This is a genomic window from Streptococcus sp. 27098_8_73, assembly GCF_041432495.1.
Classification (GTDB): Bacteria; Bacillota; Bacilli; order Lactobacillales; family Streptococcaceae; genus Streptococcus.
Genome location: NZ_JAPVZT010000013.1, coordinates 55,164 through 76,338 on the forward strand (window position 1 = coordinate 55,164; position 21,175 = coordinate 76,338).

At 42.1% G+C, this 21,175-nt stretch carries 34 protein-coding genes; 33 read left to right on the plus strand and 1 reads right to left on the minus strand.

The window, feature by feature from the left end:
* Positions 1–80: 80 nt before the first annotated feature.
* Positions 81–1,547, plus strand: coding sequence for an alpha-L-fucosidase (locus O3651_RS08935; RefSeq protein WP_371610216.1), 1,467 nt, complete (start codon positions 81–83; stop codon positions 1,545–1,547).
* A 194-nt stretch (positions 1,548–1,741) separates the two neighbouring features.
* Here O3651_RS08935 and O3651_RS08940 read toward each other — a convergent pair whose 3' ends face one another.
* A complete protein-coding gene (locus tag O3651_RS08940; RefSeq protein ID WP_247951330.1) occupies positions 1,742–2,575 on the minus strand; it encodes a DUF975 family protein in 834 nt (277 codons plus the stop codon).
* A gap of 147 nt (positions 2,576–2,722) precedes the next feature.
* On the opposite strand from O3651_RS08940, the gene tgt reads away from it, so the two are divergent.
* From tgt to O3651_RS09100, 32 genes are all read left to right on the plus strand, one after another.
* Complete coding sequence (tgt, locus tag O3651_RS08945) at positions 2,723–3,865, plus strand: tRNA guanosine(34) transglycosylase Tgt (RefSeq protein WP_371610217.1); 1,143 nt, start codon at positions 2,723–2,725, stop codon at positions 3,863–3,865.
* Between the two features lie 473 nt (positions 3,866–4,338).
* On the plus strand, positions 4,339–4,752 hold the full coding sequence (locus O3651_RS08950; protein ID WP_005591305.1) for a GyrI-like domain-containing protein: 414 nt from the start codon (positions 4,339–4,341) through the stop codon (positions 4,750–4,752).
* A gap of 262 nt (positions 4,753–5,014) precedes the next feature.
* Positions 5,015–5,323 (plus strand): 30S ribosomal protein S10, encoded by a 309-nt coding sequence (gene rpsJ / locus O3651_RS08955; protein WP_005591304.1) that lies wholly within the window; start codon positions 5,015–5,017, stop codon positions 5,321–5,323.
* An 80-nt stretch (positions 5,324–5,403) separates the two neighbouring features.
* Positions 5,404–6,030 carry a 50S ribosomal protein L3 gene (gene rplC / locus O3651_RS08960; RefSeq protein ID WP_045498245.1) on the plus strand — a complete coding sequence of 209 codons (627 nt, stop codon included), beginning with the start codon at positions 5,404–5,406 and terminating at the stop codon, positions 6,028–6,030.
* A gap of 24 nt (positions 6,031–6,054) precedes the next feature.
* On the plus strand, positions 6,055–6,678 hold the full coding sequence (rplD, locus tag O3651_RS08965; protein ID WP_005591302.1) for a 50S ribosomal protein L4: 624 nt from the start codon (positions 6,055–6,057) through the stop codon (positions 6,676–6,678).
* Complete coding sequence (locus O3651_RS08970; protein ID WP_005591301.1) at positions 6,678–6,977, plus strand: 50S ribosomal protein L23; 300 nt, start codon at positions 6,678–6,680, stop codon at positions 6,975–6,977. Before rplD ends, O3651_RS08970 begins: the two co-directional genes overlap by 1 nt.
* A 17-nt stretch (positions 6,978–6,994) precedes the next feature.
* Positions 6,995–7,828, plus strand: coding sequence for a 50S ribosomal protein L2 (gene rplB, locus O3651_RS08975; protein ID WP_002894482.1), 834 nt, complete (start codon positions 6,995–6,997; stop codon positions 7,826–7,828).
* 86 nt (positions 7,829–7,914) lie between these two features.
* Entirely contained in the window at positions 7,915–8,196 is a 282-nt protein-coding gene (rpsS, locus tag O3651_RS08980) for a 30S ribosomal protein S19 (RefSeq protein WP_000533766.1), read from the plus strand.
* 11 nt (positions 8,197–8,207) lie between these two features.
* Positions 8,208–8,552, plus strand: a complete 345-nt coding sequence (rplV, locus tag O3651_RS08985; protein WP_005591300.1) for a 50S ribosomal protein L22 — start codon at positions 8,208–8,210, stop codon at positions 8,550–8,552.
* Between the two features lie 12 nt (positions 8,553–8,564).
* Complete coding sequence (gene rpsC / locus O3651_RS08990) at positions 8,565–9,218, plus strand: 30S ribosomal protein S3 (RefSeq protein ID WP_005591299.1); 654 nt, start codon at positions 8,565–8,567, stop codon at positions 9,216–9,218.
* 3 nt (positions 9,219–9,221) lie between these two features.
* Positions 9,222–9,635: a 50S ribosomal protein L16 gene (rplP, locus tag O3651_RS08995; protein ID WP_005591298.1), complete on the plus strand. Its 414-nt coding sequence runs from the start codon at positions 9,222–9,224 to the stop codon at positions 9,633–9,635.
* A gap of 9 nt (positions 9,636–9,644) precedes the next feature.
* Positions 9,645–9,851 (plus strand): 50S ribosomal protein L29, encoded by a 207-nt coding sequence (rpmC, locus tag O3651_RS09000; RefSeq protein WP_005591297.1) that lies wholly within the window; start codon positions 9,645–9,647, stop codon positions 9,849–9,851.
* A 27-nt stretch (positions 9,852–9,878) separates the two neighbouring features.
* Positions 9,879–10,139: a 30S ribosomal protein S17 gene (rpsQ, locus tag O3651_RS09005; RefSeq protein WP_002885836.1), complete on the plus strand. Its 261-nt coding sequence runs from the start codon at positions 9,879–9,881 to the stop codon at positions 10,137–10,139.
* A gap of 25 nt (positions 10,140–10,164) precedes the next feature.
* Positions 10,165–10,533 (plus strand): 50S ribosomal protein L14, encoded by a 369-nt coding sequence (gene rplN / locus O3651_RS09010; RefSeq protein ID WP_002894494.1) that lies wholly within the window; start codon positions 10,165–10,167, stop codon positions 10,531–10,533.
* A gap of 77 nt (positions 10,534–10,610) precedes the next feature.
* A complete protein-coding gene (gene rplX, locus O3651_RS09015; protein WP_005591295.1) occupies positions 10,611–10,916 on the plus strand; it encodes a 50S ribosomal protein L24 in 306 nt (101 codons plus the stop codon).
* A 23-nt stretch (positions 10,917–10,939) separates the two neighbouring features.
* Positions 10,940–11,482: a 50S ribosomal protein L5 gene (gene rplE / locus O3651_RS09020; protein WP_005591294.1), complete on the plus strand. Its 543-nt coding sequence runs from the start codon at positions 10,940–10,942 to the stop codon at positions 11,480–11,482.
* Between the two features lie 17 nt (positions 11,483–11,499).
* Positions 11,500–11,685, plus strand: coding sequence for a type Z 30S ribosomal protein S14 (locus O3651_RS09025; protein ID WP_001085697.1), 186 nt, complete (start codon positions 11,500–11,502; stop codon positions 11,683–11,685).
* 180 nt (positions 11,686–11,865) lie between these two features.
* Entirely contained in the window at positions 11,866–12,264 is a 399-nt protein-coding gene (rpsH, locus tag O3651_RS09030; protein WP_002899666.1) for a 30S ribosomal protein S8, read from the plus strand.
* 189 nt (positions 12,265–12,453) lie between these two features.
* Positions 12,454–12,990: a 50S ribosomal protein L6 gene (gene rplF, locus O3651_RS09035; protein WP_005591293.1), complete on the plus strand. Its 537-nt coding sequence runs from the start codon at positions 12,454–12,456 to the stop codon at positions 12,988–12,990.
* A gap of 85 nt (positions 12,991–13,075) precedes the next feature.
* On the plus strand, positions 13,076–13,432 hold the full coding sequence (gene rplR, locus O3651_RS09040) for a 50S ribosomal protein L18 (protein WP_009659213.1): 357 nt from the start codon (positions 13,076–13,078) through the stop codon (positions 13,430–13,432).
* A gap of 18 nt (positions 13,433–13,450) precedes the next feature.
* Positions 13,451–13,945, plus strand: coding sequence for a 30S ribosomal protein S5 (gene rpsE, locus O3651_RS09045; protein ID WP_005591292.1), 495 nt, complete (start codon positions 13,451–13,453; stop codon positions 13,943–13,945).
* Positions 13,946–13,958: 13 nt separating this feature from the next.
* Entirely contained in the window at positions 13,959–14,141 is a 183-nt protein-coding gene (rpmD, locus tag O3651_RS09050; RefSeq protein ID WP_002894509.1) for a 50S ribosomal protein L30, read from the plus strand.
* 152 nt (positions 14,142–14,293) lie between these two features.
* Positions 14,294–14,734: a 50S ribosomal protein L15 gene (gene rplO, locus O3651_RS09055; protein ID WP_015604254.1), complete on the plus strand. Its 441-nt coding sequence runs from the start codon at positions 14,294–14,296 to the stop codon at positions 14,732–14,734.
* A gap of 12 nt (positions 14,735–14,746) precedes the next feature.
* Positions 14,747–16,057, plus strand: coding sequence for a preprotein translocase subunit SecY (gene secY / locus O3651_RS09060; protein WP_015604255.1), 1,311 nt, complete (start codon positions 14,747–14,749; stop codon positions 16,055–16,057).
* A 95-nt stretch (positions 16,058–16,152) separates the two neighbouring features.
* A complete protein-coding gene (locus tag O3651_RS09065; protein ID WP_239192810.1) occupies positions 16,153–16,791 on the plus strand; it encodes an adenylate kinase in 639 nt (212 codons plus the stop codon).
* 116 nt (positions 16,792–16,907) lie between these two features.
* Entirely contained in the window at positions 16,908–17,126 is a 219-nt protein-coding gene (infA, locus tag O3651_RS09070) for a translation initiation factor IF-1 (protein WP_001029883.1), read from the plus strand.
* Positions 17,127–17,150: 24 nt separating this feature from the next.
* Complete coding sequence (rpmJ, locus tag O3651_RS09075) at positions 17,151–17,267, plus strand: 50S ribosomal protein L36 (protein ID WP_001808836.1); 117 nt, start codon at positions 17,151–17,153, stop codon at positions 17,265–17,267.
* Between the two features lie 17 nt (positions 17,268–17,284).
* Complete coding sequence (gene rpsM, locus O3651_RS09080; protein ID WP_005591288.1) at positions 17,285–17,650, plus strand: 30S ribosomal protein S13; 366 nt, start codon at positions 17,285–17,287, stop codon at positions 17,648–17,650.
* 17 nt (positions 17,651–17,667) lie between these two features.
* A complete protein-coding gene (gene rpsK, locus O3651_RS09085; protein WP_001118385.1) occupies positions 17,668–18,051 on the plus strand; it encodes a 30S ribosomal protein S11 in 384 nt (127 codons plus the stop codon).
* A 45-nt stretch (positions 18,052–18,096) separates the two neighbouring features.
* Positions 18,097–19,035 (plus strand): DNA-directed RNA polymerase subunit alpha, encoded by a 939-nt coding sequence (locus O3651_RS09090; protein WP_005591287.1) that lies wholly within the window; start codon positions 18,097–18,099, stop codon positions 19,033–19,035.
* An 11-nt stretch (positions 19,036–19,046) separates the two neighbouring features.
* The gene (gene rplQ / locus O3651_RS09095; RefSeq protein ID WP_371610218.1) at positions 19,047–19,433 is read left to right on the plus strand and encodes a 50S ribosomal protein L17; all 387 of its coding nucleotides are present in this window, start codon (positions 19,047–19,049) and stop codon (positions 19,431–19,433) included.
* Positions 19,434–19,652: 219 nt separating this feature from the next.
* Entirely contained in the window at positions 19,653–20,924 is a 1,272-nt protein-coding gene (locus tag O3651_RS09100) for a gamma-glutamylcysteine synthetase (RefSeq protein WP_371610219.1), read from the plus strand.
* Positions 20,925–21,175 lie beyond the last annotated feature (251 nt).

Here is a 21,175-nt window from a genome sequence, read left to right on the forward strand (position 1 = left end):
TTTTTGTAAAATGGCTCTTTCTTCTCCAAAAATTGGTACAATAAAAGAAAGCGTTTTAATCGAATGATGAGGTAGTAACGATGAAAATATCTTTAGAAGAAATTCAAAGAGTTGCCAACCAAGGCCCTTTCTATCCAGACTGGGACTCTCTTGCGACCTATCAAGTTCCCCACTGGTTCAAAAGGGCTAAGTTTGGGATTTTTATCCACTGGGGACTTTACAGCCTTCCTGCCTTTGGGAGCGAGTGGTACTCTCGAAATATGTACATCCAGGGTACGGCAGAATTTGACCACCATATCAAAACTTACGGGCCTCACAAAGATTTTGGCTACAAGGATTTTATTCCACTCTTTACAGCCGAAAATTTTGATGCGGACGAATGGCTGCGCCTCTTTAAAGAAGCGGGAGCCCAATACATGTTTCCAGTGGCAGAGCATCACGACGGCTTCCAGCTTTATGCTAGCCAGCTCTCTCCTTTTAATAGTGTAGAAATGGGTCCAAAGCGTGATATCTTGGGGGAATTGAGTCAGGCAGCCCAAAGAGAGCAGGTTCATTTTTGTACTTCCTCCCATCGGGCGGAGCATCATTTTTTCTTTTCACATGGAAAGGAGTTTGCCAGTGACATTGCCAGCGAAGTCAGTCGCGAGGAACTCTACTGGCCGGCTATGCCAGAGCCAGACCACCATGATTTGTTTGGTCAGCCTTATCCGAGTCAGGAGTTTCTAGATGATTGGCTCCTGCGTACCTGTGAGCTGGTTCGAGATTACCAGCCTGAGATTTTGTATTTTGACTGGTGGATTCAGCATGCAGCTTTTAAAGAGTATATAAAGCTTTTTGCGGCCTATTATTATAATTTAGGAGCGGCTTCTGGGAAGCCGACTAGCATCTGCTACAAGCATGATGCGCTGGCTTTTGGTGCAGGGATTGTGGAAGTGGAACGCGGCGGTTTCGCAGAGATCCAGTCTTTCACTTGGCAGACGGATACGGCTATCGCGCGAAATTCTTGGGGCTACACAGAGAACCTTGACTATAAGTCAGCTAAAGAAATCATCCAGACCTTGATTGATGTCGTGTCCAAAAATGGGAATTTGCTGCTGAATATTGGGCCAAAAGGAGACGGGGCGATTCCAGAAAAAGATCAAGAAATCTTGAGAGAGATCGGGGCTTGGCTCCAAGTGAATGGTCAAGCGATCTATGATTCACGCGCGTGGAGGCAATTTGGAGAAGGTCCGACACAAGTAGATAGTGGGCCATTTTCGGATGGGAAAAACATCCCTTATACAAACCAGGATTTCCGTTTCACGGCTAAGGGCGGAGCAGTGTATGCCTTTCTGATGGAGCCTGCAGCAAATCAGTGGCTGACGATTCAGGCCTTGGCAGACGAAAGAGAAAATCCCGCGTCTCGTTTTCATGGCATCATAGAAGAGGTATCCTTACTAGGCTATGATGACGCGCTTGAATGGGAGCAAACACCTCAAGGTTTGCGTCTTTTCATGCCGAGTTTAGCAGCCGACTTACCCTTGGTAGTGAAAGTCCAACTGCGTTAAATCTAGACGAAAAAATGAGGCTGGGACAAAAGTCCTAGTCTCTCAATTGTCTTTGGATTGTCAAGCAAGACGCAGTGGTTGAGTGGGCTCTACTACGCTGATTTCATCAGCTTTTACAGCCCTACTCAACTGTGCGGAGGTGGGACGACGAAATCGAATTCTAAGGAATTACCGATTTCTGTCCCACTCTCATTTTACTTACTTAGTGTTTTTAAATTTTCATAAAAGAGCACCCGAGCTGTTGTGATGTAAGGATAGGCCACAATTCCAGCGATTCCCAGTGTGATACCAATCAGGATATACCAGCCGATAAAGCTCAAATCCAGCAAGAAACGTTTCCACTTATAGCCTTTCATCATGCGTCTACTTTGCACAAGAACTTGCCAAGGACCTTGGTAGGTGCCAGTACTTAGCTGATCATAAAGGATGAAGTCGGTCTGAGAGTAAGCGTAGTTGGCCATCAGGAAGACTGCCGTACCAGCCAAGACAATGAGAGTGCCGAGAAACATCATGGGCGCATAGCTGACGATTTGCTCCACCTCAGGACTAGCAGCTGTCAATTGGGACACATCGGATATTTTTCCATAAATAGCTAGTACCTTGTAACTGCTGAAAATAAGGAAAAATGAACCGACAAGGCTGATAGAATTCCACAGCAAGAGGAGAATGCTTTTGGTCAGTTGTGTGATAAAAATCGGCGAAAAAAGCTCGGCAGAAAAGATTCGGCCAATATCTGTAAAGCCAACCGTATCGCGTTTTTTCCGGACGACATCTATCATGCTGAAGCTAGCAGATAAAAAGAGCAGGGCGATGATAAATTCTACGATTTGTGGAAAAATTTGACGACCAAAAATCACAACAAAGGCCTGATTGACCTCCAACTGGGGAACGATCTCCTCCAGATGACGGTTGGGTGACAAATAAGTAGATAAAATGGTTACCAGAGTTGGAATGGCAAAGAGAGAGAAAATGCCGTTGGTTTGATTTCGGATAGCTCGCGCTTGGGCACGGATTTCGCTTAAATTCATACAGACCTCCATTTCATGATTTTTATTATACCACATATCGTGACAGACAAGACTTTTTTTGGTAAAATCATACGGTATCTTATGAGCGCCTGTCGCTTATTTTATAGAAGAAAATAGCTGGGACTGTTTTTCCCAGCAGGAGGAAACATGTCAGATTCACCGATTAAATACCGTTTGATTAAGAAAGAAAAACATACGGGTGCCCGCTTGGGGGAGATTATCACGCCTCATGGGACCTTTCCGACGCCTATGTTTATGCCGGTTGGGACTCAGGCGACGGTCAAGACCCAGTCACCAGAAGAGCTCAAGCAAATGGGTTCGGGTATCATCTTGGCCAATACTTACCATCTCTGGTTGCGGCCAGGTGATGAGCTGATTGCCCGTGCAGGTGGCCTGCACAAGTTCATGAACTGGGACCAGCCTATTCTGACCGATAGTGGTGGCTTTCAGGTTTACTCTCTAGCTGACAGCCGCAACATCACAGAAGAAGGAGTAACCTTTAAGAACCACCTCAATGGTTCCAAGATGTTCCTGTCGCCAGAAAAGGCTATCTCTATCCAGAACAACCTAGGCAGCGACATTATGATGTCTTTTGATGAGTGCCCGCAGTTCTACCAGCCTTATGACTATGTCAAGAAGTCTATCGAGCGGACTAGCCGTTGGGCAGAGCGCGGACTCAAGGCCCACACTCGTCCACACGATCAAGGTCTCTTTGGGATTGTTCAGGGAGCTGGCTTTGAAGATTTGCGCCGCCAGTCTGCTCAAGATTTGGTCAGCATGGATTTCCCAGGCTACTCTATCGGAGGGCTGGCTGTTGGTGAGTCTCATGAGGAAATGAATGCGGTGCTGGACTTCACAACGCCTTTGCTGCCTGAAAACAAGCCTCGCTATCTCATGGGAGTGGGAGCGCCAGATAGCTTGATTGATGGTGTTATCCGTGGCGTTGATATGTTTGACTGCGTTCTGCCGACTCGGATTGCCCGAAACGGCACCTGCATGACCAGCGAGGGACGTCTGGTTGTCAAAAATGCCCAGTTTGAGGAAGATTTCACGCCACTGGATCACGACTGTGATTGCTACACTTGTACAAACTACACGCGGGCCTATATCCGCCACCTGCTCAAAGCTGATGAAACCTTTGGCCTCCGCTTGACAAGTTACCACAATCTCTATTTCTTGGTAAATCTCATGAAGAAGGTTCGTCAAGCCATTATGGATGATAATCTGTTGGAATTCCGAGAAGACTTTGTTGAGCGCTACGGCTACAACCGCTCCAAGAGGAATTTCTAAGAGTCTTCATTTGAAATCGCAGGGGCTTTGTGCTATTCTACCGTGGTGCTGTAAATCACAGCGTTAGCTGTGATGCAAGAGGTTGCGACATAATCGATTGCATTGCCACGAAACGCGCGTCGGTTTCCTATTTTTGCTTTGAGTTTGAATCCCTTTGTATCTTAGGCTTGAGCATAAAAAACGCTCGTTAAAAACTTTCCAAACTATATCAATAAGAATTGGAAGGCTGGTCTTGGTCGAAGCCTACATGTTTTTCGTCTCTGGTTGAGACTGGTAAATTTAACGTTTTGTTTACTATGGGTGCCATTCTCTCTAGGAAAGAGGAGTTGATAGTGAACGGCGTGATATATCCTATACGCAAAGAGCGCTAATTCATTTTGTTGAGTGAAGTAGTAGCTTGGTAGTTAGAAGGTTTAGAGCTGAGGTCGATTGTTAGTCAGTCACCTTAGAAGTGAAAGTAAAAGGAGCAAAATATGTTTTTAAAAATAATCAGTAGTATCTCTACCAATAATTTTCAAGATCCAAACATGATGGAAAAAATTAACCATCTATGGCAGGAACACCAGAAAGAAGTAGAGGAGGCATTTGCCCAAGGGCTTCCGATTTATGCAGTTTATCATGATTATGCCAGCGACTACAAGGGTGATTACAGCTTGTCGCTCTGTAGTCTGTCTGATAAAGAAGACTGGGACTTTGACACTTCAGAGCAAACTTACCAAGTATTTGAGGTGGATACAAGTGATTCAAAAGGTTGCCTTCATACCTGGCAGCAAATTTGGCGGGCAGAAGAAGCAAGAGAACTGCAACGTCAGTATAGTATTGATTTTGAAAAATATGATCCAGATCAGACAGTATCTATCTTTATCGCTACCCCCAACAATGGGTAAGTTGTCAAACTGAGTTCTAGTTACATAAGAGGATCAGAACTTACTCCAAGAACTTAGGCTAGTAAAAAAGATTTAAAAAATTACTCAAATCCCTTGCAATGCTTGGTTCTTTGTGTTAAAATACTATGGTGCTGTAAAAAAACAGCGTGTAGCTTTGATGCAAGAGGTTGCGACACGCTCGGTTGCATTGCCACGCAATCACCTGTCGGTTTTCTTGTGGAGCTAGCCTATTATCTTAAATAGACGAAAAAAGGAGAAAAAGATGGCAAACAAAAAAATCCGCATCCGTTTGAAAGCTTACGAACATCGTACACTTGACACAGCGGCTGCAAAAATCGTAGAAACTGCTGCACGTACAGGTGCTGAAGTTGCGGGTCCAATCCCACTTCCAACTGAACGTAGCCTCTACACAATCATTCGTGCGACTCACAAATACAAAGATTCTCGCGAACAATTTGAAATGCGTACTCACAAACGCTTGATCGACATCATCAACCCAACTCAAAAAACAGTTGACGCTTTGATGAAGTTGGACCTTCCAAGTGGTGTGAACGTAGAAATCAAACTTTAATCTAAAGCTTGGTATCTTGAGCATAAAAAACGCTCGTTAAAAACTTTTTAGACAAAAAATAGAAAAGGAAACATTTTCTCATGACAAAAGGAATCTTAGGGAAAAAAGTGGGAATGACTCAAATCTTCACTGAAGCTGGCGAATTAATCCCTGTAACTGTTGTTGAAGCAACTCCAAACGTTGTCCTTCAAGTAAAAACAGTTGAAACAGACGGTTACAACGCAGTTCAAGTTGGTTTTGATGACCTTCGTGATGTATTGAGCAACAAACCTGCTAAAGGACATGTAGCGAAAGCTAACACGGCTCCTAAGCGCTTCATTCGTGAATTCAAAAACATTGAAGGCTTGGAAGTTGGTGCGGAAATCACAGTTGATACATTCGAAGCTGGTGATGTTGTTGATGTAACAGGAACTTCAAAAGGTAAAGGTTTCCAAGGTGTAATCAAACGCCATGGCCAATCTCGTGGTCCAATGGCTCACGGTTCACGTTACCACCGTCGTCCTGGTTCAATGGGACCAGTTGCGCCAAACCGTGTTTTCAAAAACAAACACTTGGCTGGACGTATGGGTGGCAACCGTGTAACGATTCAAAACCTTGAAATCGTACAAGTTGTTCCAGAGAAAAACGTTATCTTGATCAAAGGAAACGTACCTGGTGCTAAGAAATCTCTTATCACTATCAAATCAGCAGTTAAAGCTGGTAAATAATAAAGAAAGGGGAAATCAGTCACAATGGCAAACGTAAAATTATTTGACCAAACTGGTAAAGAAGCTGGTGAAGTAGTTCTTAACGACGCAATCTTTGGTATCGAACCAAATGAATCAGTTGTCTTCGACGTGATCATCAGCCAACGCGCTAGCCTCCGTCAAGGAACTCACGCTGTTAAAAACCGTTCTGCAGTATCAGGCGGCGGACGCAAACCATGGCGTCAAAAAGGAACTGGACGTGCTCGTCAAGGTTCTATCCGCTCTCCACAATGGCGTGGTGGTGGTATCGTCTTCGGTCCAACTCCTCGTTCATATGCCTACAAACTTCCACAAAAAGTTCGTAGATTGGCATTGAAATCAGTTTACTCTGAAAAAGTTGCTGAAAACAAATTCGTAGCTGTAGACAGCCTTTCATTTACAGCTCCAAAAACTGCTGAGTTTGCAAAAGTGCTTGCAGCATTGAGCATTGACACAAAAGTACTTGTTATTCTTGAAGAAGGAAATGAATTTGCTGCACTTTCAGCACGTAACCTTCCAAATGTTAAAGTTGCAACAGCAACAACAGCAAGTGTTCTTGATATCGCAAACAGCGACAAACTTCTTGTTACTCAAGCAGCTATCTCTAAAATTGAGGAGGTTCTTGCATAATGAATTTGTATGACGTTATCAAAAAGCCTGTCATCACTGAAAGCTCAATGGCTCAGCTTGAAGCAGGCAAATACGTATTTGAAGTAGACACTCGCGCTCACAAACTTTTGATCAAGCAAGCTGTTGAAGCTGCTTTTGAAGGAGTTAAAGTTGCTAATGTCAACACTATCAACGTAAAACCTAAAGCAAAACGCGTTGGACGTTACACTGGTTTTACTAATAAAACTAAAAAAGCTATCATCACTCTGACAGCAGATTCAAAAGCAATCGAGTTGTTCGGAGCTGCTGAAGCAGAATAATCTAAGGAGGAAATATCGTGGGAATTCGTGTTTATAAACCAACAACAAACGGTCGCCGTAATATGACTTCTTTGGATTTCGCTGAAATCACTACTAGCACTCCAGAAAAATCTTTGCTCGTTTCTCTTAAGAGCAAAGCTGGTCGTAACAACAACGGACGCATCACTGTTCGTCACCAAGGTGGCGGTCACAAACGTCACTACCGTTTGATTGACTTCAAACGTAACAAAGATGCTGTTGAAGCAGTAGTTAAAACTATCGAGTACGATCCAAACCGTTCAGCAAACATCGCTTTGGTTCACTATACTGACGGTGTGAAGGCATACATCATCGCTCCTAAAGGTCTTGAAGTAGGTCAACGTATCGTTTCAGGTCCTGAAGCAGATATCAAAGTCGGTAACGCACTTCCACTTGCTAATATCCCAGTTGGTACTTTGGTTCACAACATTGAGTTGAAGCCAGGTCGTGGTGGTGAATTGGTTCGTGCCGCTGGAGCTTCTGCTCAAGTATTGGGTCAAGAAGGTAAATACACTCTTGTTCGTCTTCAATCAGGCGAAGTTCGTATGATTCTTGGTACTTGCCGCGCTACAGTTGGTGTTGTCGGAAATGAACAACATGGCTTGGTTAACCTTGGTAAAGCAGGCCGTAGCCGTTGGAAAGGTATCCGCCCAACAGTTCGTGGTTCTGTAATGAACCCTAACGATCACCCACACGGTGGTGGTGAAGGTAAAGCACCAGTTGGTCGTAAAGCGCCATCTACTCCATGGGGCAAACCTGCTCTTGGTCTTAAAACTCGTAACAAGAAAGCGAAATCTGACAAACTTATCGTTCGTCGTCGCAACGAGAAATAATCTAAAACAATCTATCCGCCAGCTCGGTAGCGCTGCCTAGCAGCGCAGGCCGCTGTGGTACTTATTTTAAAGGAGAAAATATAAAAATGGGACGCAGTCTTAAAAAAGGACCTTTCGTCGATGAGCATTTGATGAAAAAAGTTGAAGCTCAAGCTAACGACGAAAAGAAAAAAGTTATCAAAACTTGGTCACGTCGTTCAACGATTTTCCCAAGTTTCATCGGTTACACAATCGCAGTCTATGACGGACGTAAACACGTGCCTGTTTACATCCAAGAAGACATGGTAGGTCACAAGCTTGGTGAATTTGCACCAACTCGTACTTACAAAGGTCACGCTGCAGACGACAAGAAAACACGTAGAAAATAAGGAGAACATAAATGGCAGAAATTACTTCAGCTAAAGCAATGGCTCGTACAGTGCGTGTTTCACCTCGTAAAACTCGTCTAGTTCTTGACAATATCCGTGGTAAAAACGTCGCTGACGCAATCGCAATCTTGAAATTCACTCCAAACAAAGCTGCTGGCATTATCGAGAAAGTATTGATCTCTGCAATCGCTAATGCTGAAAACAACTTTGGTTTGGAAAAAGCTAACTTGGTAGTATCTGAAGCTTTCGCAAACGAAGGACCAACTATGAAACGTTTCCGTCCACGCGCTAAAGGTTCAGCTTCACCAATCAACAAACGCACAAGCCACATCACTGTGGTTGTTGCAGAAAAATAAGGAGGTAACATCGTGGGTCAAAAAGTACATCCAATTGGTATGCGTGTCGGCATCATCCGTGATTGGGATGCCAAATGGTATGCTGAAAAAGAATACGCGGATTACCTTCATGAAGATCTTGCAATCCGTAAATTCGTTCAAAAAGAATTGGCTGACGCAGCTGTTTCAACTATTGAAATCGAACGCGCAGTAAACAAAGTTAACGTTTCACTTCACACTGCTAAACCAGGTATGGTTATCGGTAAAGGTGGAGCAAACGTTGATGCACTTCGTGCAAAACTTAACAAATTGACTGGAAAACAAGTACACATCAACATCATCGAGATCAAATCTCCAGATTTGGATGCTCACCTTGTTGGTGAAGGAATTGCTCGTCAATTGGAGCAACGTGTTGCTTTCCGTCGTGCTCAAAAACAAGCAATCCAACGTGCAATGCGTGCAGGAGCTAAAGGAATCAAAACTCAAGTATCAGGTCGTTTGAACGGTGCAGATATCGCTCGTAGCGAAGGATACTCTGAAGGAACTGTTCCACTTCACACCCTTCGTGCGGATATCGATTACGCTTGGGAAGAAGCTGATACTACTTACGGTAAACTTGGTGTTAAAGTATGGATCTACCGTGGTGAAGTTCTTCCAGCTCGTAAAAACACTAAAGGAGGTAAATAACCAATGTTAGTACCTAAACGTGTTAAACACCGTCGCGAATTCCGCGGAAAAATGCGTGGTGAAGCTAAAGGTGGTAAAGAGGTAACTTTTGGAGAATATGGTCTTCAAGCAACTACTAGCCACTGGATCACTAACCGTCAAATCGAAGCTGCCCGTATCGCTATGACTCGTTACATGAAGCGTGGTGGTAAAGTTTGGATCAAAATCTTCCCACACAAATCATACACTGCAAAAGCAATCGGTGTACGGATGGGATCTGGTAAAGGGGCTCCAGAAGGTTGGGTAGCACCAGTTAAACGTGGCAAAGTGATGTTTGAAATCGCTGGCGTATCAGAAGAAATCGCTCGTGAAGCTCTTCGTCTTGCAAGCCACAAATTGCCAGTTAAATGTAAATTCGTAAAGCGTGAAGCAGAATAAGGAGAAAGCATGAAACTTAAAGAAATTCAAGATTTTGTTAAAGAACTTCGTGGTCTTTCTCAAGAAGAACTCGCGAAGCGTGAAAATGAATTGAAGAAAGAATTGTTTGACCTTCGTTTCCAAGCCGCTACTGGTCAATTGGAGCAGACAGCGCGTTTGAAAGAAGTGAAAAAACAAATCGCACGTATCAAAACTGTTCAATCAGAAGTTAAATAATAGACTTGGGAAAGGAGAAATTCTAAAATGGAACGTAATCAACGTAAAACCCTCGTCGGACGCGTCGTTTCTGACAAGATGGATAAGACAATCACAGTTGTAGTTGAAACAAAACGTAACCACCCAGTCTATGGTAAGCGTATTAACTACTCTAAGAAGTACAAAGCACATGATGAAAATAATGTTGCCAAAGAAGGCGATATCGTTCGTATCATGGAAACTCGTCCGCTTTCAGCTACAAAACGCTTCCGTCTTGTAGAAGTTGTTGAAGAAGCGGTTATCATCTAATCAAACCAGAAAGGAGAAAACTTAAATGATTCAAACAGAAACTCGTTTGAAAGTTGCTGACAACAGCGGTGCTCGCGAAATCCTGACAATCAAAGTTCTTGGTGGTTCAGGACGTAAGTTCGCCAACATCGGTGATGTCATCGTTGCATCTGTAAAACAAGCTACTCCTGGTGGTGCGGTTAAAAAAGGTGACGTTGTAAAAGCGGTTATCGTTCGTACTAAATCAGGTGCTCGTCGTAAAGATGGTTCATACATCAAATTCGACGAAAACGCTGCAGTCATCATCCGTGAAGACAAAACTCCTCGCGGAACTCGTATCTTCGGCCCAGTTGCTCGCGAATTGCGTGACGGTGGCTTCATGAAGATCGTATCATTGGCTCCAGAAGTACTTTAATCTAAAATCAAACAAGTCCCCTGGGAATTTTCCAGGGTGCCCTCATGGGCGTAAGAAATTAAAGGAGAAACCTAATAATGTTTGTAAAAAAAGGCGACAAAGTTCGCGTAATTGCTGGTAAGGACAAGGGTGTTGAAGCACTTGTTGTTGCAGCTCTTCCAAAAGTAAACAAAGTAGTTGTTGAAGGTGTTAACCTTGTTAAGAAGCACCAAAAACCAAATAGCGAAAACCCTCAAGGTGCTATCGTAGAAAAAGAAGCACCAATCCATGCGTCAAACGTTCAAGTTCTTGACAAAAATGGTGTTGCAGGACGCGTTGGTTACAAGTTTGTAGACGGCAAAAAAGTTCGTTACAACAAAAAATCAGGCGAAGTGCTTGACTAATCACGAAGGAAAGGAGAAGTATAATGGCAAATCGTTTAAAAGAAAAATATCTTAATGAAGTAGTACCTGCTTTGACTGAAAAGTTCAACTACTCATCTGTTATGGCTGTGCCAAAAGTGGATAAAATCGTTTTGAACATGGGTGTCGGTGACGCTGTATCAAACGCTAAAAACCTTGAAAAAGCTGCTGAAGAATTGGCTCTTATCTCAGGTCAAAAACCACTTATCACTAAAGCTAAAAAATCAATCGCCGGCTTCCGTCTTCGTGAAGGTGTAGCGATCGGTGCTAAAGTAACCCTTCGTGGCGAACGTATGTATGAGTTCTTGGATAAATTGGTTACTGTATCACTTCCACGTGTGCGTGACTTCCATGGTGTTCCAACAAAATCATTTGATGGACGCGGAAACTACACACTTGGTGTGAAAGAACAACTGATCTTCCCAGAAATCAACTTTGATGACGTTGATAAGACTCGCGGTCTTGATATCGTTATCGTAACAACTGCTAACACTGACGAAGAGTCACGTGCATTGCTTACAGGCCTTGGAATGCCTTTTGCAAAATAATATAGGAGGTAAAACAAATGGCTAAAAAATCAATGATTGCTAAGAACAAACGCCCAGCGAAGTTCTCTACGCAAGCTTATACTCGTTGTGAAAAATGTGGCCGTCCACATTCAGTTTACCGCAAGTTTAAACTTTGCCGTGTTTGCTTCCGTGAATTAGCATACAAAGGACAAATCCCTGGCGTTACCAAAGCATCTTGGTAATTCTAGCTTCCAATTCCGTCATGATTCTTCGTTATCGGCTTTTGCCTAACTTTAGTTACGCCCACAAGCCGATGCCTAGACTCACTTAGGACTTGAAGCCTAGAAACTTATTCTGAGCCTAGCTCAATCATTAACTAGCAAGTGCAGCTTGCAAACTACTAGTAAGAGGAGAAATATAAAATGGTTATGACTGACCCAATTGCAGACTTTTTGACTCGTATCCGTAACGCTAATCAAGCGAACCACGAAGTACTTGAAGTACCTGCATCAAACATCAAAAAAGGGATTGCTGAAATCCTGAAGCGTGAAGGTTTTGTAAAAAACGTTGAAATCATCGAAGATGACAAACAAGGCATCATCCGTGTCTTCCTTAAATACGGACAAAATGGTGAAAAAGTTATCACTGGTTTGAAACGTGTTTCAAAACCAGGTCTACGTGTTTACAAGAAACGCGAAGACCTTCCAAAAGTCTTGAACGGACTTGGAATTGCTATCCTTTCAACATCTGAAGGTTTGCTGACTGATAAAGAAGCACGCCAAAAGAACGTTGGTGGAGAAGTCATCGCTTACGTTTGGTAATATTTAGCTCTCAATTTCTTTGTGGCTCTTCGTTATCGTTTCTTGCCTAATCCAAAGTTATGCTTGCGAGACGAAGCATAGATTCACTTTGAAATTGAAACCTAAATGTTCCTTTAAATCGAGCAATCGATTTAAGCCCCGTGAAAACTGGTCGCTTGCGGCCTGACAATTTAACAGGAGAAAATAAACATGTCACGTATTGGTAATAAAGTTATCGTGTTGCCTGCTGGTGTTGAAATCACTAACAATGACAACGTCGTAACTGTAAAAGGACCTAAAGGAGAACTAACTCGTGAGTTCTCAAAAGATATTGAAATCCGTGTGGAAGGAACTGAAGTAACTCTTCACCGTCCAAACGATTCAAAAGAAATGAAAACAATCCACGGAACTACTCGTGCCCTTTTGAACAACATGGTTGTTGGAGTATCAGAAGGATTCAAGAAAGAACTTGAAATGCGTGGGGTTGGTTACCGTGCACAACTTCAAGGCTCAAAACTTGTCTTGGCTGTAGGTAAATCTCACCCAGACGAAGTTGAAGCTCCAGAAGGAATTACTTTTGAACTTCCAAACCCAACAACAATCGTTGTTAGCGGAATTTCAAAAGAAGCGGTTGGACAAACAGCTGCTTATGTACGTAGCCTTCGTGCACCAGAACCATATAAAGGTAAAGGTATCCGTTACGTTGGTGAATTCGTTCGCCGCAAAGAAGGTAAAACTGGTAAATAATATTGATTGGCTGATCATTTCAGCCAGCCAATTTATTTTCCGATTTTGTGCTAAGGCACGTCAATAATAATAAGAGGTGAAAATTGTGATTACGAAACCAGATAAAAATAAAATCCGCCAAAAACGCCACCGTCGCGTTCGCGGAAAACTCTCTGGAACTGCTGATCGCCCACGTTTGAACGTATTCCGTTCTAATACAGGCATCTACGCTCAAGTGATTGATGACGTAGCGGGTGTAACGCTCGCAAGCGCTTCAACTCTTGACAAAGAAGTTTCAAAGGGAACTAAAACTGAACAAGCCGTTGTTGTAGGTAAACTCGTTGCAGAACGTGCAGTTGCTAAAGGTATTTCTGAAGTGGTGTTTGACCGCGGTGGATATCTCTATCACGGACGTGTAAAAGCTTTGGCTGATGCAGCTCGTGAAAACGGATTGAAATTCTAATAGGGAGGACACTAGAAAATGGCATTTAAAGACAATGCAGTTGAACTTGAAGAACGCTTAGTTGCAGTCAACCGTGTTACTAAAGTTGTTAAAGGTGGACGTCGTCTTCGTTTTGCAGCTCTTGTAGTAGTTGGTGACCGCAACGGTCGTGTTGGTTTCGGTACTGGTAAAGCTCAAGAAGTACCAGAAGCTATCCGTAAAGCAGTTGAAGATGCGAAGAAAAACTTGATCGAAGTTCCAATGGTTGGTACAACTATTCCTCACGAAGTTCTTTCAGAATTTGGTGGAGCGAAAGTATTGCTTAAGCCAGCTGTTGAAGGTTCTGGAGTTGCTGCTGGTGGTGCTGTTCGTGCCGTCATCGAATTGGCAGGTGTGGCAGATGTTACATCTAAATCACTTGGTTCAAACACTCCAATCAACATCGTTCGTGCAACTGTTGAAGGCTTGAAACAATTGAAACGCGCTGAAGAAGTTGCTGCCCTTCGTGGTATTTCAGTTTCTGACTTGGCTTAAGAAAGGGGAACTCATGGCTCAAATTAAAATTACTTTGACTAAGTCTCCAATCGGACGCATCCCGTCACAACGTAAAACTGTTGTAGCACTTGGACTTGGCAAATTGAACAGCTCAGTTATCAAAGAAGACAATCCAGCGGTACGCGGTATGATCACTGCTGTATCTCACTTGGTAACTGTTGAAGAAGTTAAGTAAGCCTTAGCTGAAAAACTTTTATTAAGATACATTAGGGGATTTGAGAATTTTCTCAGCCCCTAAAACTAAATATATGTATAGGCGAGTTTGTATCAGAGACACCTTTTCTCTGGTACGAGCGCTAGCATTTTACAAAAGAGGAGAAAAAATTAATGAAACTTCATGAATTACAACCTGCTGCAGGTTCACGTAAAGTTCGCAACCGTGTTGGTCGCGGTACTTCATCAGGTAACGGTAAAACTTCTGGTCGCGGTCAAAAAGGTCAAAAAGCACGTAGCGGTGGCGGTGTTCGTCTTGGTTTTGAAGGTGGACAAACTCCATTGTTCCGTCGTGTACCAAAACGTGGTTTCTTGAATGTAAACCGTAAAGAATACGCGATTGTTAACCTTGACCAATTAAATCTTTTCGAAGATGGTGCAGAAGTAACTCCAGTGGTTCTTATCGAAGCAGGTATTGTAAAAGCTGAAAAATCTGGTGTTAAGATTCTTGGTAACGGAGAATTGACTAAGAAGTTGACTGTTAAAGCAGCTAAATTCTCTAAATCAGCTGAAGAAGCTATCACTGCTAAAGGTGGTTCAGTCGAAGTCATCTAAGAGAGGTGACCTATGTTTTTCAAGCTATTAAAAGACGCACTTAAAATAAAACAAGTACGGTCTAAGATTTTGTTCACACTGTTCATCATCTTAGTTTTCCGTATTGGTACAACTATAACCGTTCCAGGAATTAACGCCAAAGCATTGAATAGTTTAAGCGATTTACCTTTCTTAAACATGCTTAGTTTGGTTTCTGGGAATGCCATGCGTAACTTCTCTGTTTTCGCCCTTGGGGTTAGTCCCTATATCACGGCTTCAATCGTGGTTCAGCTCTTGCAAATGGATTTGCTTCCAAAATTTGTAGAGTGGGGCAAGCAAGGAGAAGTCGGACGGAGAAAGCTTAATCAAGCAACTCGCTATATTTCTCTGGTATTGGCCTTTGTCCAATCCATCGGGATTACAGCTGGGTTTGCGACTTTGTCGAGAACCAAATTAGTAGCGAATCCAAATTGGCAAACCTATCTTTTGATTGGTGCTCTCCTCACGACAGGTTCAGTAATTGTGACCTGGTTAGGAGAGCAAATTACAGATAAGGGTTATGGTAATGGTGTATCCATGATTATCTTTGCAGGGATTGTATCTGGTATTCCTGGTATGATCAAAGGAATCTATGAAGATTACTTTGTTAATATCCCGAGCGATCGACTCAATTCGTCTTTGATTTTCGTTGGGATTTTAATTGTTGCTGTTCTGGTGATTATCTATTTCACAACCTTTGTGCAACAAGCTGAGTACAAAATTCCAATTCAATATACGAAGATTGCTCAAGGTGCCCCTTCAAGTTCCTACCTACCGTTAAAAGTGAATCCTGCTGGTGTTATCCCAGTTATCTTTGCAAGTTCGATTACAGCTGCTCCAGCAGCCATCTTCCAATTTGTAAGTGCTATGGGCTATAACGCATCCTGGGTTCGGACAGCGCAGTCGCTTCTTGCGACAACAACCATCAGTGGTATGTTTACCTATGCTCTCTTGATTATTCTCTTTACTTTCTTTTATACATTTGTACAAATTAATCCTGAAAAAACAGCAGAGAATTTACAAAAGAGTGGAGCCTACATCCCAGGTGTTCGTCCAGGTAAGGGAACGGAAGAATATATGTCTAAATTGCTTCGTCGCTTGGCGACAGTTGGCTCACTATTCCTAGGGATTATCACAATCATTCCGATCCTAGCCAAAGATCTTTTCGGTCTGACCGATGCAGTTGCTCTTGGAGGAACTAGTCTTCTTATCATCATTTCTACTGGTATTGAAGGGATGAAACAGTTGGAAGGCTACCTTCTGAAGCGTAAGTATGTCGGATTTATGGATACTACAACAGAATAGAAATAGGTTGACTTAGTCAACCTTCTATTTTGTTTTTAAAAAAGTTTATTAAGTGTTTTAATAGATTGCTTTAAAAACAAAAAAGGAGACAAAACATGAATCTTTTGATTATGGGCTTGCCAGGTGCAGGCAAGGGAACACAAGCAGCCAAAATTGTGGAACAATTCCACGTGGCACATATTTCAACTGGGGATATGTTCCGTGCTGCTATGGCCAATGAAACAGAAATGGGTATTTTAGCGAAATCCTACATTTCTAAAGGCGAGTTGGTGCCAGATGAAGTGACAAACGGAATCGTGAAAGAGCGCTTGGCACAAAATGATATTAAAGAAACTGGTTTCTTGTTGGACGGTTATCCACGGACAATTGACCAAGCCCATGCTTTGGATCAGATCCTTGCGGATTTGGGCATCCAACTTGACGCAGTTATCAATATCGAAGTAAATCCAGACAGCTTGTTAGAACGTTTGAGTGGTCGGATTATCCACCGCGAAACAGGGGAAACCTTCCACAAAGTTTTCAACCCACCAGTGGATTACAAAGAAGAAGATTACTATCAACGTGAAGACGACAAACCTGAAACAGTAAAACGTCGTTTGGATGTTAATATCGCTCAAGGCCAACCAATTATTGATCATTACCGTGCTCAAGGACTCGTTCACGACATTCAGGGCAATCAAGAGATTGAGGCAGTCTTCTCAGATATCGAAAAAGTCTTGTCAAATTTAAAATAAAAGCGTTTTTCCCGCTTGCAATATTTGACAAGTAGTGATACAATGAGTTAGTCTGACTTATAATTGTTACCTCTGTGCTCAGAGGAATCTATCGAAATTTAGGGAGGTGCTTTTGCGTGGCAAAAGACGATGTGATTGAAGTCGAAGGCAAAGTAGTTGATACGATGCCGAACGCAATGTTTACGGTTGAACTTGAAAATGGACATCAGATTTTAGCAACAGTTTCTGGTAAAATTCGTAAAAACTATATTCGTATTTTAGCGGGAGATCGTGTTACTGTCGAGATGAGTCCTTATGATTTGACACGTGGACGGATCACTTACCGCTTTAAATAATCGAAAAACTTGGAGGGATAAGAAATGAAAGTAAGACCATCGGTCAAACCAATTTGCGAATACTGTAAAGTTATTCGTCGTAATGGCCGTGTTATGGTAATTTGCCCAGCAAATCCAAAACACAAACAACGTCAAGGATAAGATAGAAAGGAGAAAACATGGCTCGTATTGCTGGAGTTGACATTCCAAATGACAAACGTGTAGTCGTTTCACTTACTTACGTGTATGGTATCGGACTTCCAACTTCTAAGAAAATTTTGGCTGCGGCTGGAATCTCAGAAGACATCCGTGTCAAAGATTTGACATCAGATCAAGAAGACGCTATCCGTCGCGAAGTGGATGCAATCAAGGTTGAAGGTGACCTTCGTCGTGAAGTAAACCTTAACATCAAACGTTTGATGGAAATCGGTTCATACCGTGGTATCCGTCACCGTCGTGGACTTCCTGTCCGTGGACAAAACACTAAAAACAATGCTCGTACTCGTAAAGGTAAAGCCGTTGCGATTGCAGGTAAGAAAAAATAATATAGGAGGTAAAAGTCTTGGCTAAACCAACACGTAAACGTCGTGTGAAGAAAAATATCGAATCTGGTATTGCACATATTCACGCTACATTTAATAACACTATTGTTATGATTACTGATGTGCATGGTAATGCGATTGCTTGGTCATCTGCTGGAGCTCTTGGTTTCAAAGGTTCTCGTAAATCTACACCATTTGCTGCCCAAATGGCATCTGAAGCAGCTGCTAAGTCTGCACAAGAACACGGTCTTAAATCAGTTGAAGTTACAGTTAAAGGTCCAGGTTCTGGTCGTGAGTCAGCTATTCGTGCACTTGCTGCAGCTGGTCTGGAAGTAACTGCTATTCGTGATGTGACTCCTGTGCCACACAATGGTGCTCGTCCTCCAAAACGTCGCCGTGTATAATCATAAACAATTACACTGCTTTTCGTTTAAGAGGGAGTTAACTAAATGATTGAGTTTGAAAAACCAAATATAACAAAAATTGATGAAAATAAAAATTATGGCAAGTTTGTAGTTGAGCCGCTAGAACGCGGTTACGGTACAACACTTGGGAATTCGCTTCGTCGTGTACTTCTCGCCTCACTTCCAGGTGCAGCAGTGACTTCTATCAACATTGAAGGAGTATTGCACGAATTTGATACGATTTCTGGGGTCCGTGAAGATGTTATGCAGATCATTCTGAACATCAAAGGGATTGCTGTGAAATCTTACGTCCAAGACGAAAAGATGATTGAATTGGATGTTGAAGGTCCTGCAGAAGTAACTGCTGGAGACATTTTGACAGACAGTGATATCGAAATTGTAAACCCTGATCATTATCTCTTTACAATCAGTGAAGGTGCTCGCTTCAAAGCGAAAATGGCTGTGAATAGCGGTCGTGGATATGTACCAGCTGATGAAAATAAAAAAGATGATGCACCAGTGGGCACACTTGCGGTAGATTCTATCTATACGCCTGTGACAAAAGTAAATTACCAAGTTGAGCCAGCTCGTGTTGGTAGCAACGATGGTTTTGATAAACTTACCCTTGAAATTTTAACGAATGGAACTATCATTCCCGAAGACGCTTTGGGACTATCAGCTCGTATCCTGACAGAGCATCTGAATCTTTTTACAGATTTAACAGAAGTTGCTATTTCAACTGATGTGATGAAGGAAGCAGAGAAATCTTCAGATGATCGCATTTTGGAACGTACTATTGAAGAATTGGATCTATCAGTTCGTTCATACAACTGTCTGAAACGCGCAGGAATTAATACTGTCTTTGATTTGACAGAAAAATCAGAGCCTGAAATGATGAAAGTTCGTAACTTGGGCCGCAAGAGTCTTGAAGAAGTTAAAGTTAAACTTGCTGACCTTGGTCTTGGGTTAAGAAACGATAAATAAAGGAGGAATACATGGCTTACCGTAAACTAGGACGCACTAGCTCACAACGTAAAGCAATGCTTCGCGATTTGACTACTGACTTGATTATCAATGAATCAATCGTAACAACTGAAGCTCGTGCTAAAGAAATCCGTAAAACAGTTGAAAAAATGATTACTCTTGGTAAACGTGGTGACTTGCATGCTCGTCGTCAAGCAGTAGCTTTTGTACGTAACGAAATTGCATCAGAAAACTACAATGAAGAGACTAACAAATACACTACAACTACAGCTCTTCAAAAATTGTTCTCTGAATTGGCACCTCGCTATGCTGAGCGCAATGGTGGATACACTCGTATTCTTAAAACTGAACCACGCCGTGGGGATGCTGCGCCAATGGCAATTATTGAATTAGTATAATTTTTATCAATTTTGTTGAGTGTTATGATGATGGAGTTCTTAAGCTCTTAGTCTAGCTCTGGTCTACCGCTAGGAATTTTCCTAGCGGGAACACTCATCATCATGATGAAAGCGTAGACGCTTGTTTACGAAATTGCTTTTAGTGAAAAACAATTTCGTAAGCAGGCGTTTTGAGTTTTAAATAGGAAAAGAAAAGGCCTTATGAGGGAAGGAGAAGAGATGCAAGATTCAATTGATATTTTGAAAGAGCGCTATTTAGCCAATATTAAAGAAAATCCAGACTTATATATTGGGATTGAGTTGGAATTCCCAATTGTGAATCTTGAAGGTGGAGCAACAGATACCCGTGTTACAAAAGAGCTCTTGGCAAGGCTAAACTCCGATTATGGTTTTATTGTCGAACGCAGGGACTTAGACGGCAATCCTATCCAATTAAAAGCTTCAGATAGTGAAGATCGGATACTTTTTGAAGTTTCTTACAATATTTTAGAATTTGCATTTGAAAGAGCGAAAGTAATTCAGGAAGTTGAAATACGCTTCAATCACTACTTAGACATTATTCAACAAATTTTGCGCAAAGATCATCATGAGCTTCAGGGGCACGGTTTGCATCCATTCTGGAAGGAAAATGATAATCAGCCCGTGAAATATCCTCGCTATCAAATGTTGATGCAATATCTGGCTTTGAGTGAGAAAATTGGCGGAGATTTCTTTCATCGCCATCCCGATTATGGCAGCTATATCTGTGGAAGCCAGGTACAGTTGGATGTTTCTCGAACGAATTTCATCCAGGTAATCAATGCCTTTAATCAAATCGAGGCAGCTAAAGCCTATTTTTTCGCTAATTCGGAATTGATAACAGAAGATTTCAACACTAGAATCTCGAGAGACCGCTTCTGGGAAGAGTCCATGCATGGCTTGTTAGTAGAAAATGTCGGTGTTAATCCCCATGATTTCAAAGATGAGGAAGATTTTTTCAATTATTTAAATCATACAGCCATTTTCAATGTTGAGCGAGAGGGAGACACCTATTATTTTCCTCCTATCGTAGCTGGAGAGTATCTAAAGAAGGAGCAAATCAAGGGATACAATTTAAGTGGCAAGGAAAGCCTAGTAATCCCCCATGCAGATGATTTTTGTAATCACAGAAGCTACCAGTACCAAGATTTGACAACGCGGGGAACGATCGAATTTAGGAGCACTTGTGCTCAGCCTCTCGATAGGACCTTTGCACCAGCAGCTTTTCATTTGGGATTGTTGGCTAATCTTGAGGAAGTGACCGCTTATCTTAAAGATTGTGATTTCTTCAAATTAGAGGGGCGTAACTATAAAAGACTGCGCAGAAAGTATTCGCAGATCGAGTTGACACAAGCGGATCAAGACTCTATTCAATCATTTGCAGCTGATCTCCTTCAATTAGCTGTTAAAGGTCTGGAGAAACGAAAAGAAGGGGAAGAGTGCTACTTGTTACCGCTTATGAATGAGACATAAAGTAATTTCTTTTTAACCTCTAATAGAAAGCTGAAGTAAATTTCTTTATGTGATTGATTGGACTGTGTATTATACTAGTTTGAGTATATTTGAATGAATTTAATTGTAGCTAGAGCATTAATAGACTTTAGCAGCACGGTGATATAGAGAATAAGGGAGAGGTAGGAAGATGTTACCTTTCCCTTTTAGTTATTGATTTATAGGTAGTTTTAGAGGGGTTTGGAAGAAAAGATGAAAAAAAGATAAAAAAA

What these genes read in the sequence shown, in the direction of transcription:
- O3651_RS08935 (WP_371610216.1), top strand. Translation starts at nt 81, where the DNA reads ATGAAAATATCTTTAGAAGAAATTCAAAGAGTTGCCAACCAAGGCCCT.
- O3651_RS08940 (WP_247951330.1), bottom strand. Translation starts at nt 2,575, where the DNA reads ATGAATTTAAGCGAAATCCGTGCCCAAGCGCGAGCTATCCGAAATCAA.
- tgt (WP_371610217.1), top strand. Translation starts at nt 2,723, where the DNA reads ATGTCAGATTCACCGATTAAATACCGTTTGATTAAGAAAGAAAAACAT.
- O3651_RS08950 (WP_005591305.1), top strand. Translation starts at nt 4,339, where the DNA reads ATGTTTTTAAAAATAATCAGTAGTATCTCTACCAATAATTTTCAAGAT.
- rpsJ (WP_005591304.1), top strand. Translation starts at nt 5,015, where the DNA reads ATGGCAAACAAAAAAATCCGCATCCGTTTGAAAGCTTACGAACATCGT.
- rplC (WP_045498245.1), top strand. Translation starts at nt 5,404, where the DNA reads ATGACAAAAGGAATCTTAGGGAAAAAAGTGGGAATGACTCAAATCTTC.
- rplD (WP_005591302.1), top strand. Translation starts at nt 6,055, where the DNA reads ATGGCAAACGTAAAATTATTTGACCAAACTGGTAAAGAAGCTGGTGAA.
- O3651_RS08970 (WP_005591301.1), top strand. Translation starts at nt 6,678, where the DNA reads ATGAATTTGTATGACGTTATCAAAAAGCCTGTCATCACTGAAAGCTCA.
- rpsS (WP_000533766.1), top strand. Translation starts at nt 7,915, where the DNA reads ATGGGACGCAGTCTTAAAAAAGGACCTTTCGTCGATGAGCATTTGATG.
- rplV (WP_005591300.1), top strand. Translation starts at nt 8,208, where the DNA reads ATGGCAGAAATTACTTCAGCTAAAGCAATGGCTCGTACAGTGCGTGTT.
- rplP (WP_005591298.1), top strand. Translation starts at nt 9,222, where the DNA reads ATGTTAGTACCTAAACGTGTTAAACACCGTCGCGAATTCCGCGGAAAA.
- rpmC (WP_005591297.1), top strand. Translation starts at nt 9,645, where the DNA reads ATGAAACTTAAAGAAATTCAAGATTTTGTTAAAGAACTTCGTGGTCTT.
- rpsQ (WP_002885836.1), top strand. Translation starts at nt 9,879, where the DNA reads ATGGAACGTAATCAACGTAAAACCCTCGTCGGACGCGTCGTTTCTGAC.
- rplN (WP_002894494.1), top strand. Translation starts at nt 10,165, where the DNA reads ATGATTCAAACAGAAACTCGTTTGAAAGTTGCTGACAACAGCGGTGCT.
- rplX (WP_005591295.1), top strand. Translation starts at nt 10,611, where the DNA reads ATGTTTGTAAAAAAAGGCGACAAAGTTCGCGTAATTGCTGGTAAGGAC.
- rplE (WP_005591294.1), top strand. Translation starts at nt 10,940, where the DNA reads ATGGCAAATCGTTTAAAAGAAAAATATCTTAATGAAGTAGTACCTGCT.
- O3651_RS09025 (WP_001085697.1), top strand. Translation starts at nt 11,500, where the DNA reads ATGGCTAAAAAATCAATGATTGCTAAGAACAAACGCCCAGCGAAGTTC.
- rpsH (WP_002899666.1), top strand. Translation starts at nt 11,866, where the DNA reads ATGGTTATGACTGACCCAATTGCAGACTTTTTGACTCGTATCCGTAAC.
- rplF (WP_005591293.1), top strand. Translation starts at nt 12,454, where the DNA reads ATGTCACGTATTGGTAATAAAGTTATCGTGTTGCCTGCTGGTGTTGAA.
- rpsE (WP_005591292.1), top strand. Translation starts at nt 13,451, where the DNA reads ATGGCATTTAAAGACAATGCAGTTGAACTTGAAGAACGCTTAGTTGCA.
- rpmD (WP_002894509.1), top strand. Translation starts at nt 13,959, where the DNA reads ATGGCTCAAATTAAAATTACTTTGACTAAGTCTCCAATCGGACGCATC.
- rplO (WP_015604254.1), top strand. Translation starts at nt 14,294, where the DNA reads ATGAAACTTCATGAATTACAACCTGCTGCAGGTTCACGTAAAGTTCGC.
- secY (WP_015604255.1), top strand. Translation starts at nt 14,747, where the DNA reads ATGTTTTTCAAGCTATTAAAAGACGCACTTAAAATAAAACAAGTACGG.
- O3651_RS09065 (WP_239192810.1), top strand. Translation starts at nt 16,153, where the DNA reads ATGAATCTTTTGATTATGGGCTTGCCAGGTGCAGGCAAGGGAACACAA.
- rpmJ (WP_001808836.1), top strand. Translation starts at nt 17,151, where the DNA reads ATGAAAGTAAGACCATCGGTCAAACCAATTTGCGAATACTGTAAAGTT.
- rpsM (WP_005591288.1), top strand. Translation starts at nt 17,285, where the DNA reads ATGGCTCGTATTGCTGGAGTTGACATTCCAAATGACAAACGTGTAGTC.
- O3651_RS09090 (WP_005591287.1), top strand. Translation starts at nt 18,097, where the DNA reads ATGATTGAGTTTGAAAAACCAAATATAACAAAAATTGATGAAAATAAA.
- rplQ (WP_371610218.1), top strand. Translation starts at nt 19,047, where the DNA reads ATGGCTTACCGTAAACTAGGACGCACTAGCTCACAACGTAAAGCAATG.
- O3651_RS09100 (WP_371610219.1), top strand. Translation starts at nt 19,653, where the DNA reads ATGCAAGATTCAATTGATATTTTGAAAGAGCGCTATTTAGCCAATATT.